Raw genomic sequence first — 12,622 nt, forward strand, 5'->3', positions numbered from 1 at the left:
GCGCAAAGCATACCGCAAGGCTGGAACTGCTACCCCCACACATCGCTCGGCGCCGGGAGCGGTGGTTCAGCGCACCAGCACGGCCTCGACCGTCCCATTCCGACGGTCGCGTCGAAATCGTACCGGCAAGTCGATCCAGTCCCGCAAACTCCGCGGCTGGTCGATCTCCGCCAGTCCGGTGTCGGGCCACTCGTTCCTGGCGGGGAACCAGGCCGTTCCGAACAGGCGATCCCACAGCGTGGTGAAGGCCCCGAAATTCTTGTCGAAATGCTTTTCTTCAAGCGAGTGGTGGATTCGATGAAATCTGTTGTCGCAGAAAAACAGGCGCAACGGTCCGAGATTGAGGCGGGTCGGCGAGTGAATGAAGGACGCCTGAAGGTGGATAATGATCAGCATCGCCGGAACAACAGGGCCGGTGTCGGTCACGATCAGGCTTACCGGCAGCAGCAGGAACACCGCCTGGAAGACCGGCTCGCTGACATGGTGGTAGGAACTGACAGCATTCAGTTCCCTGATCGAGTGATGCACCGCATGAAACCGCCAGGCGAAGGCATGCTGGGCACGGTGAAACCAGTAGAAGAAAAAATCATAGATCAGCGCTGCCGCGATCGGCGCCATGACAATCGCCGCGATTCCGGCCCAGTCGAAGGACAGCGGCATCGTTATCAGGGGCCTGATGCCGATCGATACCCACAGGGCATGGAACAGTTTGAAGATCACCATGCTGACAGGCACGTAGAGCGCCCATATCCCAAGCCCGGTCAATCTCTGGTGCAGTGACTGCTTTTCGCGCGGCAGCAGAAGCTCGACCGCCGTCATCAGCGAGAGGCTGAAAGCGCTCACGATAGCGACCGGCCCTGCTTCGGCCCATAGTTCAGCGAACACCGTCATCCGACCGCCTTATGCTGCCGCCGATACCAATCGGTTAATCGGCCCGCGCAACGGCTCCATCCGGCATTGCGGTTGTGAGTGGGGCATTCTCTGAACTTTGGGATGCTGACGTTCGTTTGCCCTATGCAATCTGGTACCTGCAGTCGCCGTAGCAACCGTGTCCGCCTGCTTTATGCTACCATCATCCTGGCCACGGCGGCTCAATCCACCGACGCCACACCCATCGCAACCAGCGCTGCTGTATCGATGCGCGGCGCATCGCAATCCGGGCCCGTCCCGTCAAGAAAGACCAACCATGGAAGACTACCAACCCGCAGCCCCGGCCCCAGATCGCCGCATCGCGCTGCTGATCGACGCCGACAATGTCTCGCACAGCAAGATCGCGCTGATCCTCGCCGAACTCTCCAAATATGGCACCGCCAATATCCGTCGTGCCTATGGCGACTGGGGCAGCGCCGGCCTGAAGGGCTGGCGGGAGAAACTGCACGCCTTCGCCATCCGCCCGATCCAGCAGTTCAGCTATTCCGCCGGCAAGAACGCGACTGACATCGCGCTCGTCATCGACGCGATGGAACTGCTCTACACCCAGAAGCTCGACGGCTTCTGCATCGCGTCGAGCGATGCTGATTTCACGCCGCTGGTCATGCAGCTCAAGGCCAATGGCCACGACGTCTATGGCTTTGGCGAGCGCAAGACGCCTGATCCGTTCGTCAACGCCTGCACGACCTTCCTCTATCTCGACAGCTTCGATGATCCTGCGGCGCCGGCTCCCGCCGCGCCGCCGACCGAAAAGCGCAAGAGCGAAGGCAAGGCGGCCGCCACCGGCGCGAAGGCGAAGACCAAGGCCGAGGCGTCCCCGCCGAAATCCCCGGGCAAGGTCCTTGCCCAGGACGCGACCCTCGTCACGATCCTGCGCGGCGCGGTCGAGGCGGCGGCCTGGGACGATGGCTGGGCCTCGATGCCGGCGGCGGGCAGCGCGGCGAAGCGCCAGGCCTCGATCGACCCGCGCAACTACGGCGTGCGCAACTTCCCCGACCTGTTCGAGGCGATCGGCCTGTTCGACATCTACAAGGGCGAGAACGGCCACAGCTTCGTCGCCGACAAGCGCAACAAGGACAAGGCGGCGCGCCCGTCGCGGTGATGGGCGATGCCGGCAATCCGGTTAACTGCCATAGCCGACGCTAAGCTGATCGCCTCTTCTCCCATGGTGGCTTTCGTGGAAGCGGGCCTATTTCCAGGGTGTTTGAATTGCCCTGCAGATTTTGGTGCCAGTACACTCAACCGCGCCGCCGACGACCCAATCGGTTGACGGCCCAGTTGACCAAAAGTCCAAAGGCAATAGCGATGGCTGCGGTAGGGAAAGCGACATGCATCCAAAAGCCCTTGCTACAGCGTGTATCGGGCGCGCAGTCGCCCAGGGCATCCACGATCGTCAACAGCATGAAGACTGGTGCGCCGAGCATGGCGGCTGCAGCACAGCCCCATTTGCTCCCCCGGGTGCTGCTGCCTTTGTAACCGCTATCGTCCATCGGGAGAGGCTACAGCTTTCGTCGTGAATGTTTAACGGCTTAAATGTTCGCATGGTTTCCCCAGGCAACGGCGTGAGCCTGGCCGGCATGATCGACCGGATGGTCAAAGACAATGTTGGCCCGTTGTGATGTGGAGATGAAGAAGGTCGTGGACGCGCGCCAGGAAAAGGCGTGCAGCTGTTATGTCCACGCAAGCCTGAAGGACGAGCCGAATGTCCGCACGATCGAGAAGCGCCGCTGGCGGGAGAAAGCGGGACCATGATGACGCCTTCGCCCTTCGGCGACACGAGTATTCACAATAAGTAATTGATAATATTTATTATAATAAATTGTGATGCCCGTGGAAATGTCAGTAACCCTCATGACATTTCCAACGCCACGGCCCGCGACCGGCAAGGCCCCGCGCTGGAAAGCCCTTGATTCAATCCGCCATCGGCTGCGGCTATGCCAACACCGTCCCAGCGCTCTTTGACATGGCCGGTGAAAGAAACAGTCGTTCCCGGCGGAGCGATCGGCGCAGGTGGTCATGTGCCGGATCGCATGACATTGGCGCCCGCCCGCCCTAAACGGTCGCGACCCCGCCATCGGAGACAGGCCATGATGACATCCGCCACCGCCGCCTTTCGGGCCATGACCCGGGCACTCCCGGGCGGACTCGCCGCGCTGGCCGCGGTGGTGATCGCGCACCCGGCCCTTGCCGCGACGCAGGAGCCGGAGCACGCGGCGCCCGACTTCTTCGATGCCGCCCTGTGCAAGCCGCCCTACACCTTCGCCTCGGCGCAGGCGCTGTACGAAGCGGCCGAGAAGGTCGCCAAGCCCGACATGTCGAAGCTGGGGGCGGCCATCTACGATCTGCCCGGGCCGATCGGGAAGGACGGGTTCGCCAGCAACCAGGTCGTCTTCGCCAATTCGACGGTTGGCGTGCTGGTCCAGGGGGCCGTCGCGACTGAGCTGGCTGCCCGCTACCAGCTTGCGCCGGAGACCTCGAACCTGCTCGGCGCTTCGTCAAAGGGCTATGCCCGCGCCCTGCCGAAGGATCAGCAGTCCATGCCCGACATGGGGGTGGTCTCCATCATCGCGCGCGAATCCCCCGGCTTGCCGGGCAAGACGCTCCTGGCCTGCGAATTCGCCTCGAACGAGGATATCCAGGCACTCAAGCGATTCGAGGCTGAGTCAAAGCCCTGACGGGCGTTTGATGCCGACGGTTCGCGTAGGAGGGCGCTCCTGTTTCCCGAGCCAGCCCGTGCGGCGCGCGCTTATCCGCGGCAGCCCCGAGCCTGCTGCAATCCGCGCAGGAAACCGCGCCGGGCGATGCCGGCATCGATCGCCGCGTTGAGCCGCCGCTCGGCCGGGGCGGCGCCGCTCACTTCGCGGACAAGGCCGCGGAACGGGATGAGCGAGTTCACCACCGCCGCGCCGCCCGCCTTGGCGACGTTGCGCTTATTCTTGGTCGGGGAGCTCGTATAGTCGGGGCCGAGATCCTTGTTGAGCGCGGCGATCGACGCGCCGATCTGGCGGCAGGTGCCCGTGCCGGCCGTGCCATAGGGGTCGTGGCTCACCTCTTCCAGCAGGGGCGGGATCTTGGTCTTTTCGATCCCGACATCGCGGACCGGCTGCGACACGATCTGCCCCGCTTCCTGCGTGGTCGATTTGGGCTTTTCCTGGCCCGCGCCGTTCTCCGCCGTCGCGGGCGCGGCGCCCGCCACTGCCATTACGGCCAGGGCGGCGGTCAGGGTCAATCGTGATCGGATCGTGATTGTCATGCTTGTTCCCCAGGGTCGCCGCCGCAAGAGAAGCAGGCCGGCAGTCTGAAGGTCAAACGAGCATCCACCGTTACGGTTCCGGAGCGGTCCGGCGGCCGCGATCAGATCAAGGGCGTCGCCTTGCCCACTGGCTGGGTCACATAGCCGTGCAGCACGCGAAGCACGCGGCCAAGCCGCTCGCGGTCGACCAGCCCGCCCAGCGACACCCGCACCGCCTGCAGGTCGTCGCGCGCTGCCGCGAAGCTGCCGGCGGCGATCACCGATAGGCCGTGTTGCCGCATCACCCCGGCCAGATCGTCGGCGGAGAGCGGGGCGGGCAAGGGCAGCCACAGATGATAGCCCTCGGGCGAGCGCTGGCGCTCCACCTCTCCCAGCACGCTGTCGGCCAGCGCCTGCCGCACGCCGATCTCGGTGCGCATCGCCGCGACGAGCCGGGCGAGCGTCCCGTCGCCGATCCAGCGGCTGGCCATCGCCGCGTTCAGCGGCGGCGCCATGATCGCCGTCTCATGGACGTCGGCGGCGAGGCGCAGCGCGCTGCCGACGCTCGGCGCGCGGACATAGGCGACGCGCAGCGCTGGCGTGACGATCTTGGACAGGCTCGCCACATACCAGCAATGTTCTGGGGCGAAGGCGGCGATCGGCCTGAGCGGGTCGCTGGCGAGCAGGCCATAGGCATCGTCCTCGATCACCTGCAGTTCGTGGCGCCGCGCGACAGCCGCGATCGCCTCGCGTTCAGCCTCGGTGATGGTCGCGGCGGTCGGATTGTCGTTGGTCGGCACGACATAGAGCGCGCGGACATTTTCCCTGCGGCATGCTGCGCCGAGCGCAGCAGCGTTCAACACCGGCAAGGCGAGCAGCCGAACGCCAAGCCTCGCCGTCAGCGCCTTCAGTCCCGGATAGACGAACCGGCCGCACGCGATCGTATCGCCCGCCTGCAGGGTGGAGGCCAGGATCGCGTGCAGCGCATTCTGCCCGCCCGCGGTGACGATCACCTGCTCTTCGGTCGAGGGCAGTCCGCGCCCGGACAACAGCCTGGCGCCAGCCGCACGGTCCTGTGGCGCGCCGCCAGCCGGCGCATATTGCAGCCACGCCATTTCCGATCCAGCGAGCAGCGCGGCGGACGTCTCGACGATCGCGCGACTCAGCAGGCCGCCCGGAATCTCCGGGGGCATGTTCATGCCGGTATCGACCGAGGGTGGCGGGGCGATCGGCGCGCGCGGCGTCGCCGTCACGAAACTGCCGGCGCGGCCCCGCGCCTCGATCAGCCCGCGCAGCCGGGCCGAGTCATAGGCTTTGGTCACCGTGGTCAGGTCGACCCCAAGTTTCGCCGCCACCTCGCGCTGCGGCGGAAGCCGGTCCCCCCTGCGCAATTGCCCGCGCGCGATCGCCGCATCGAGTGCGTCGGCGATCGCCTGGTATTTGCTGCCCGCGCTGGTCGCGAGATCGGGAAGCCAGGCATCAGTCATCGAAATTGCTGGCTCCCTCCTCCGGCGGCCGCTCGTGGAGCTTTGCCCACAGCTTGCCGGTCCCTGCTTCCTGCGCCCTGTTCACATATTGCGAGGCGACCAGCCATCCCTTGATCGGCCGCAACGGCAGCAGGCACCCCAGGATCATGATCGGAAAGGACGTGACCAGATGGATCCAGAGTGGCGGATTGTAGGCCACTTCGATCCATACAAGCAGGAAGGTCAGGGGGAAGGCGACGATGCACAGCGAGAAGAAAGCCGGCCCGTCGTCCGGCGCGGCGAAGCGATAGTCGAGCCCACAGACCTCGCACGTCTTCGTCACCTTCAGCCAGGAGGTGAACATATGTCCCTTGCCGCAGCGCGGGCAAAGACCCTTCCATCCCGCTTTCAGTATCCAGCGGAATTTCTCGCCGTCATTCTCCGGGCTGATCATCGTGCATGCCTTATGTATCCGTACAATAAGCCATACATAGTTTGCCGGGGCGCAGGAATCCAGTGGGAGAATCGGCCGTGAGTCGCGTCAGCGCCTGTCCAGGTCCGCGCGGGGGCAGTCCGCCCCGCGCCGCACCGGATTGCACCGCGCGACCGCCCCGCCAGGCAAGCGCACCTGATAGCCGCCCTGAAACCGCGCATCGGGCCACAGATAGTCGGTCGAGACATATTGCGCGCCGCTGGCGAGCGCCGCCTCGCGCCGTTTCGTATCATTGGCGCGCGCTTCCTCCGTATCGGCATCGGCCCGTGTCCGCACGATATACCCCGCCGCGACGTCGCGGCGGATGCGCGCGCCTTCCGCGATCGGATCGTTGAGCGTTAGATAGGCGGCGGCAGGCGAATCCTCGTCGGTGTTGATGAAGAATACCCGGCCCTCGAGCGACCGCCGCGCCCCGCGATACCCCGCCACTTTCTCCGGCCCCTCGTCGAGCGCGAAGAGGAAGCGCCCGCGCGCCTTCTCCAGTGTCGGCCAGTTGCCGGCACGCACCGCGTCGCGCAGCGTCGGGTAGCTGCCCTGCACCTCGTCCGGCACGATCAGCTTCTTCGCTGGCATCACCGACCTGATCTCGGCGTCAAGCGCATCCCAGGCCGCCGCATCGAACGGCAGCGCGTCGATCCCGCCGCGCCACGCGTTCTTCTCGTCCTTGGCGTTGAACATCAGCATGATCGGCACATGCCCGGGGTGCCGGTCCGACCAGCGCAGGATGAGGCGCAGGCACTCGGTCAGCAGCACGCAGCTGCTCGAATTGTCGATGCCCGGAATGTGCAACACCTTGAACCCGGGCCGCAACAGCGTGGGATCGTTCGATCCCTTCGCGTAATGGCCGCCCTTCGGGTCGTAGTTGACGTCGATCTCGATCTGCCGCGCGCCGGCATCGAGTTGTTCGGTCAGCGGCCGGTGCGCATAGTCGAGCATGTCAGCAATCGCCGGGCTGGCCGCACGGACCTTGGCCATCGTCTCGGCCGGCATCGCCAGCTTGTAGCTGTTGTGCGTGCCGACCACGCTGATGTCGTTCGACCGCAACGGGACTGGGGCCGGGGCCGGTTCGGCCGCGGCGGAGACCAATGCGATCAGCGGCAGGAACTTCAGGATGCGTTTGTCCGCCATTGTCGTTCTTTCCCCAATTCGTCGGTAGCCGTGCGGAGCTGCCCGCATCATTGCTCAGCCTCTTCGTGAATGTTGGCGTCATTCCGGTGACAGGGCGATGTGACGGTGCCGGCCTTACCGCACCTCGATGAAAGGTTCGCCTTTCGCGAAGAGGGCGCCAACCTCATCCCAGCGTTGGTCGAGCCACGCCGACAACGCCTGGTTCGTCGCGTTGCCGCAACGCAGCCAGATCAGGATGAAGCGATCGGGCAGGCGAAGGACGACGAAGTCTTCATCCTTGCTGATCATGCCATGCCATGCGTTTCGGCATAGGCTGCGATCGTTGCGTCGCTGGCGGCGACCAGCCCGATATCGGCGACGTGGACAGCCTGCTGCCCACGCGCGTCCAGCCACCGGCACAGGGCCGGCGGAAGCTGCGCGTCGACCAGAAATTTCATTCGGCGGCGAAGACGATCGGGTGGTCCGCGGCCGCCGCGGCATAGGAAAGGGCGGCTCGCACATCTTCAACGGACAGATAGGGAAAATCGGCGGCGATTTCCGCCGTGCTCGCTCCACCCGCCAGCATCGCCAATATGTCGGTCACACGCACCCGCGTACCGGCAACCACCGGGCGACCGCCACATATGGCCGGATCAACCGCGATGCGAGGGAAGCCCGATAGCGTCATTGCGCCAAAATGTAGGATCGCCCCGCCCTGGTCAAGCCGAGGCGCCTTGCAGCCACATCCGGCTCGATCACGTAGCCGGCACAAGCTTGTCCTGTGTCTTCGTCGCGAAATCGCTCGCATCATGGCGCTCGTGGAGCTGGCTCGCCGGATCGCCCATCACGCGATTGACCATCCGTCCGCGTGCCACGGCTGGCCGAGCCGCGATCATGTCGGTCCAGCGCTGGAGGTTCTTATACTCCTGCACCTGCAGGAACTCGCCCGCGTCATAGGCCAGGCCCTTGGCCAGCGCGCCGTACCAAGGCCAGGTCGCGATATCGGCGATGGTATAGGTGTCGCCCGCCAGATACTCGCTCTCCGCCAGGCGTCGGTCGAGCACGTCCAGTTGCCGCTTCACCTCCATCGCATAACGATCGATCGCGTATTCGATCTTGAAGGGCGCGTAGGCGTAGAAATGGCCGAAGCCGCCGCCGAGGAAGGGCGCGCTGCCCATCTGCCAGAACAGCCATGACAGGCATCCGGCACGGGCCGCCGTCTCAGTCGGCAGGAACGCCCCGAACTTCTCCGCCAGGTGCATCAGGATCGCGCCGGATTCGAAGATCCGGATCGGTTCAGGCCCGCTGCGATCGAGCAGCGCCGGGATCTTCGAATTCGGGTTCACCTCGACAAAGCCGCTGCCGAACTGGTCGCCCTGATTGATGCGGATCAGCCAGGCGTCATATTCCGCGCCCGCGTGGCTGAGCTCGAGCAACTCCTCGAGCATCACGGTCACCTTCACGCCATTGGGCGTGCCCAGTGAATAAAGCTGCAGGGGGTGCTTGCCGACCGGCAGTTCCTTGTCGTGAGTCGCCCCGGCGATCGGGCGGTTGATGTTCGCGAACTGGCCGCCATTGTCCTTGTTCCAGGTCCAGACTTTGGGCGGGACGTAGTCGGTCGTGTCGGTCATGGGGTGGCTCCAGCAGCGCGGTGATGGACGCGATGTAAGGAGCCGGGGGGCAACACCAAGGGCCGCGGCCGACCCGGCGACAAAAACAATCGCGCGTTGCGGCTCGCCCAACGAACGCGCCTTGCATTTGGCTGCTATGTCGGGTGCAAGCGGCCATGCGCCAGGCTTTGCTCGTGGTTGATGTCCAGCCCTGTTTCGATCCGCCGTCCTGGCTGATCGAGGAGGTCGGACAGCTCGCGGCCGCCATGCCTTCCGTCGCGACGGTCGAACGCCATGACGAGGCGATCACGCCGTTCGAGCGTCAGCTCGGCTGGAAGCCGGCGCCTGACGATGCGAGCCTCGTGCGGACCGATGCCCTGTTCGTGAAGCACGGCTATCTGCCGCCGCCCGAGGCGATCCGTCATCTTCGCGGCATCGGTGTCGACCGGGTGCTCGTCTGCGGCATTCAGGCCGATACGTGCGTCCTCGCGGCCGGTTTCGCGCTGTTCGACGCAGGGCTTCATCCGACCCTGTTGCGCTGGCTGACGGTCGGGTCGTCGCTCGACCGGTCAGGCGCGCTTGGCGAGCGATTGTGGCGCCATCATTTCGGCGCGGTTATCGGGTCGCGGAAGGAGCTGATGGCCGGGCCGGCTCACCAGTAATTCGCCGGATCGGGCGTCGGCGCATTACAGGCGCGGGTGCTGCCGTGCTTGCAGGCATAGACCTGGCGCCGCCAGTCGGCCATCGCGTCTGCGTAGGCGCGTTCCTTGTGCTCGGCGATCCGGGCGTCGAGCGCGACCTCGCGGTGATGCGCGCGAAGCGCGGCGCGATACGCATCCAGGTCGGCGGCATATTGGGCATCGGCTCCGGCCTGCGCCCCGGCATTGGCGTCGGTGACCGCGTTCTGCCGCGCAGCCGCCTGGGCCTCGACATCCCGGTTGGCGGCCGCCACGTCGGGGCTGTTCACATCGTTCTCCGAACCGGATGTCGCCGGGGCAGGCGGCGTGGTTTGGGCGGTTACAGTTGCCGTGCTGCCCAACAGGGTAAGCGCCAGCGCGATGCTCGTCATCTTCATGATCGCAACTCCATTCAGGAGTTCTGCCAACGAATGCACCCGGCCGCTGTTCCGTGCGATATCCTAGTCCGCACGCGGCCGCGCTGCGTTCCGGTCCCGTCGCATCGCCCAGCGAAGCAGGCGGCGCAGCGCCAGCAGCGCGGTGATGGCGCCCGCGAGCAGCAGGACCGCGACGCCGATCGCGATGAACGGATTGGCGAGCGCGAGCAGCAAGAGCCCGCCGGTCGCCACATCCTCCGTCGTGGAAACCAGCACGTTGCTGACTGGTTCGGGGCTGGCGTTCACCAGGGCGCGCGTGCCCGCCTTGGCGCTGTGAGTCAGCAGCGACGCCCCGCCGCCCAGGATCAGCGCGATCACCTGCCAGGCCGGATCGTTCGGATCGACGATCGCCAGCGCCAGCAGCGCACCGCCGACCGGCCGGATCAGCGTGTGGACCGCATCCCAGTCACTGTCGATCCACATTACCTTGTCGGCCAGGAACTCGGCCAGCGCCGCCACGCCGGCTACCCCGATCACCCACGGATTGGCCAATATGTCGAGCTGGTGGAAGTGAGCGGGAAGGGCGATCCAGCCTGTATGCATCGCGATGCCGGTGGCGAACACGCAGAGATAGAGTCGCCAGCCCGAAAGCAGGCTAACGCTCGCCGCCACGCCCAGGATCTCGGCCGCGCCCATGCCCCGAGGATCACACGGACCGAGCCAGCGCGCAACCTTGGGCGGCCCGCTGGTTACCAGTGGCGACATGCCACCACGTCGGTTGCAACCATATCGGTCCCGGCCGCGTTACGCAGGCACAACGAACGGGAGAGGATGACATGCGTACCATGACTCTCGGCCTGCTGGCCGTGGCAACCCTTGGAGCCGGTCTCGTCAGCGGGTGCAGTGATTATGGCGACGGCGGGATGGACCCGCGCTACCGTAACTATAGCCGGTACGATTATAACCGCCCGGATCCGCAATATAACGGCTATTATGCCGACCATTATTATCGCGATTCACCGCGCTATCGGGAACGCCGCCTGTCACGCAACGACCGGGTCTATCGTGGCCAGGACGGCCGCTATTATTGCCGCCGCTCGGACGGCACGACTGGCCTGCTTGTAGGCGCGGCGATCGGCGGCTTGCTCGGCAACATCATCGCACCGGGCGATTCCAAGACGTTCGGGACCTTGCTCGGCGGCGTCGCCGGAGGAGCCGCCGGCGCCTCGATCGACGCCAACAACACCCGCTGCCGCTGATCGCGGCCCCGGGCGCGGTATCCGCGCCCGGGAGCTCGGTGTGGCGTCACGGCGATCGGCGGCGCTTATGCGGCGGGGAAGCGCCGCCGTGTCCGGCGCTGGAGCAGGATGCGCCATAATGGAATGGTGATCAGCGCAACCTGGCTGTAGTGCGAATCGACGAAACCTATCGCAAGCGCACAGGCAGCGCCGAGCGTTACCGACCAGCCGCGCACCCTCGTCAGCGCGATCGTGAGCGGATCGGCCTGCTCGCTGACCACTGGCGGGCTGGTGACCATCCGGTTGAGCCGAAGATGGAGCAGCCCGCACACGATCAGCGTCAGATCGTAAAGGGCCTGTGGCACCAGCATGCCGGTATTGGCCGCCATGAAAGCGGTTGCAAAGGGGATGAAGACGATCCCGCAAAGAACGGCGAGATTGGGGGTGAGCAGCGAGTCGCGATAATGCGCCGCGAGGGAAAAGGCGCGGTGATGCACGGTCCAGAAGGCACCGATCACCCAGAAGCTGACGAAGAATCCGAAGAAGCTGGGGATCAAATGGGCGAGCGCGACGAAATAGTCTTGATTGGTCGAGCCGGGTGGTAGCCGAGGCACGTGAATCTCGATGACCAGCAACGTAATCGCAATCGCGAAGACCGCGTCGGAGAAGAAAACGAGCCGCTCAAGCGCGTGCTCCGGCCCCGAATGCTTCCCCGAATGCTCCGTTGCCATCGCTGCCCCCACGATCAGTAGCCGCTTTATCGGCAAGCCTGCCCTTGCATGCAATCGGGAAAAGATGCCCGGATTGCACACCCGCACATCCCATCCCATATGCGCCCCATGAGTGGGAACGACACAACGTGGCACGGCACGACAATTCTCTCCGTGCGCAAGAATGGACGAGTCATCGTCGCCGGAGACGGCCAGGTGACTCAGGGCCAGACCGTCATGAAGCCGAATGCGAAGAAGGTCCGCCGCCTCGGTGACGGGTCGGTGATCGGCGGCTTCGCCGGCGCGACGGCTGATGCTTTCACCCTGTTCGAACGGCTTGAGCGAAAGCTTGAGCAGCATCATGGACAGCTGCTGCGCGCGGCGGTCGAACTGGCCAAGGACTGGCGCACCGACAAATATCTCCGCAACCTGGAGGCGATGATGATCGTCGCGGACAAGGAGGTGACCCTGATCCTCACCGGCAATGGCGACGTGCTTGAGCCGGAGGCCGGAATCGCCGCGATCGGGTCGGGCGGCAATTATGCCCTCGCCGCCGCCAGGGCGCTGGTCGATTACGAGGAAGATGCCGAGAAGATCTGCCGTAAGGCGATGGCGATCGCGGCTGAAGTCTGCGTGTACACCAATGACCGGCTGACCGTGGAAGGCCTCGACAGCGCTTCTTAACTCCCCTCCCGCTTGCGGGAGGGGCCGGGGGTGGGCACCAGACCTCCATTTACGCCAACGCAGGTGGTGAGCGTGAGCCCACCCCCAGCCCCTCCCGC

Annotated in this window: 18 protein-coding genes; 6 read left to right on the forward strand and 12 right to left on the reverse strand. The window is 65.3% G+C overall.

The genetic code is table 11. The features are described 5' to 3' along the window. Positions 1–66: 66 nt before the first annotated feature. Complete coding sequence (locus NDN01_RS00890; RefSeq protein ID WP_272625260.1) at positions 67–819, reverse strand: sterol desaturase family protein; 753 nt, start codon at positions 817–819, stop codon at positions 67–69. A 367-nt stretch (positions 820–1,186) separates the two neighbouring features. Here NDN01_RS00890 and NDN01_RS00895 point away from each other — a divergent pair, with 367 nt between their 5' ends. From NDN01_RS00895 to NDN01_RS00905, 3 genes are all read left to right on the forward strand, one after another. Continuing rightward, complete coding sequence (locus NDN01_RS00895; protein WP_272625261.1) at positions 1,187–2,032, forward strand: NYN domain-containing protein; 846 nt, start codon at positions 1,187–1,189, stop codon at positions 2,030–2,032. 524 nt (positions 2,033–2,556) lie between these two features. Continuing rightward, entirely contained in the window at positions 2,557–2,682 is a 126-nt protein-coding gene (locus tag NDN01_RS00900; RefSeq protein ID WP_272625262.1) for a hypothetical protein, read from the forward strand. A gap of 335 nt (positions 2,683–3,017) precedes the next feature. After that, positions 3,018–3,605, forward strand: coding sequence for a hypothetical protein (locus NDN01_RS00905; RefSeq protein ID WP_272625263.1), 588 nt, complete (start codon positions 3,018–3,020; stop codon positions 3,603–3,605). Between the two features lie 71 nt (positions 3,606–3,676). Here NDN01_RS00905 and NDN01_RS00910 read toward each other — a convergent pair whose 3' ends face one another. The 8 genes from NDN01_RS00910 to yghU form a co-directional block, all read right to left on the reverse strand. After that, positions 3,677–4,183: a hypothetical protein gene (locus NDN01_RS00910; RefSeq protein WP_272625264.1), complete on the reverse strand. Its 507-nt coding sequence runs from the start codon at positions 4,181–4,183 to the stop codon at positions 3,677–3,679. Between the two features lie 101 nt (positions 4,184–4,284). Further along, positions 4,285–5,649, reverse strand: coding sequence for an aminotransferase-like domain-containing protein (locus tag NDN01_RS00915; RefSeq protein ID WP_272625265.1), 1,365 nt, complete (start codon positions 5,647–5,649; stop codon positions 4,285–4,287). Beyond that, positions 5,642–6,082, reverse strand: coding sequence for a DUF983 domain-containing protein (locus NDN01_RS00920; protein WP_272625266.1), 441 nt, complete (start codon positions 6,080–6,082; stop codon positions 5,642–5,644). Before NDN01_RS00920 ends, NDN01_RS00915 begins: the two co-directional genes overlap by 8 nt. An 87-nt stretch (positions 6,083–6,169) precedes the next feature. After that, positions 6,170–7,249: a phosphatidylinositol-specific phospholipase C1-like protein gene (locus tag NDN01_RS00925; RefSeq protein ID WP_272625267.1), complete on the reverse strand. Its 1,080-nt coding sequence runs from the start codon at positions 7,247–7,249 to the stop codon at positions 6,170–6,172. Positions 7,250–7,363: 114 nt separating this feature from the next. Beyond that, positions 7,364–7,537 carry a DUF5615 family PIN-like protein gene (locus NDN01_RS00930; protein WP_272625268.1) on the reverse strand — a complete coding sequence of 58 codons (174 nt, stop codon included), beginning with the start codon at positions 7,535–7,537 and terminating at the stop codon, positions 7,364–7,366. Beyond that, on the reverse strand, positions 7,534–7,686 hold the full coding sequence (locus NDN01_RS00935; protein WP_272625269.1) for a DUF5615 family PIN-like protein: 153 nt from the start codon (positions 7,684–7,686) through the stop codon (positions 7,534–7,536). The genes NDN01_RS00930 and NDN01_RS00935 overlap by 4 nt, the downstream gene beginning before the upstream one ends. Continuing rightward, the gene (locus NDN01_RS00940) at positions 7,683–7,916 is read right to left on the reverse strand and encodes a DUF433 domain-containing protein (RefSeq protein ID WP_272625270.1); all 234 of its coding nucleotides are present in this window, start codon (positions 7,914–7,916) and stop codon (positions 7,683–7,685) included. Before NDN01_RS00940 ends, NDN01_RS00935 begins: the two co-directional genes overlap by 4 nt. Positions 7,917–7,983: 67 nt before the next feature. Then, positions 7,984–8,859 (reverse strand): glutathione-dependent disulfide-bond oxidoreductase, encoded by an 876-nt coding sequence (gene yghU, locus NDN01_RS00945; RefSeq protein ID WP_272625271.1) that lies wholly within the window; start codon positions 8,857–8,859, stop codon positions 7,984–7,986. A gap of 155 nt (positions 8,860–9,014) precedes the next feature. Here yghU and NDN01_RS00950 point away from each other — a divergent pair, with 155 nt between their 5' ends. After that, positions 9,015–9,500, forward strand: a complete 486-nt coding sequence (locus tag NDN01_RS00950; protein ID WP_272625272.1) for a cysteine hydrolase family protein — start codon at positions 9,015–9,017, stop codon at positions 9,498–9,500. On the opposite strand, the gene NDN01_RS00955 is transcribed toward NDN01_RS00950, so the two are convergent. Then, positions 9,491–9,913 (reverse strand): hypothetical protein, encoded by a 423-nt coding sequence (locus NDN01_RS00955; RefSeq protein ID WP_272625273.1) that lies wholly within the window; start codon positions 9,911–9,913, stop codon positions 9,491–9,493. The genes NDN01_RS00950 and NDN01_RS00955 overlap by 10 nt on opposite strands. Positions 9,914–9,976: 63 nt before the next feature. Next, the gene (locus tag NDN01_RS00960) at positions 9,977–10,588 is read right to left on the reverse strand and encodes a DUF4126 domain-containing protein (protein ID WP_272628440.1); all 612 of its coding nucleotides are present in this window, start codon (positions 10,586–10,588) and stop codon (positions 9,977–9,979) included. Between the two features lie 140 nt (positions 10,589–10,728). On the opposite strand from NDN01_RS00960, the gene NDN01_RS00965 reads away from it, so the two are divergent. Continuing rightward, positions 10,729–11,151: a hypothetical protein gene (locus NDN01_RS00965; RefSeq protein WP_272625274.1), complete on the forward strand. Its 423-nt coding sequence runs from the start codon at positions 10,729–10,731 to the stop codon at positions 11,149–11,151. Between the two features lie 65 nt (positions 11,152–11,216). Here the strand turns inward: NDN01_RS00965 and NDN01_RS00970 are convergent, their stop codons facing one another. Further along, entirely contained in the window at positions 11,217–11,861 is a 645-nt protein-coding gene (locus NDN01_RS00970; RefSeq protein ID WP_272625275.1) for a TMEM175 family protein, read from the reverse strand. 108 nt (positions 11,862–11,969) lie between these two features. On the opposite strand from NDN01_RS00970, the gene hslV reads away from it, so the two are divergent. Further along, positions 11,970–12,524, forward strand: coding sequence for an ATP-dependent protease subunit HslV (gene hslV, locus NDN01_RS00975; protein WP_272625276.1), 555 nt, complete (start codon positions 11,970–11,972; stop codon positions 12,522–12,524). The last annotated feature ends 98 nt before the right edge of the window (positions 12,525–12,622 follow it).

Source organism: Sphingomonas sp. QA11 (genome assembly GCF_028473665.1).
GTDB classification, from domain to species: Bacteria; Pseudomonadota; Alphaproteobacteria; order Sphingomonadales; family Sphingomonadaceae; genus Sphingomonas; species Sphingomonas phytovorans.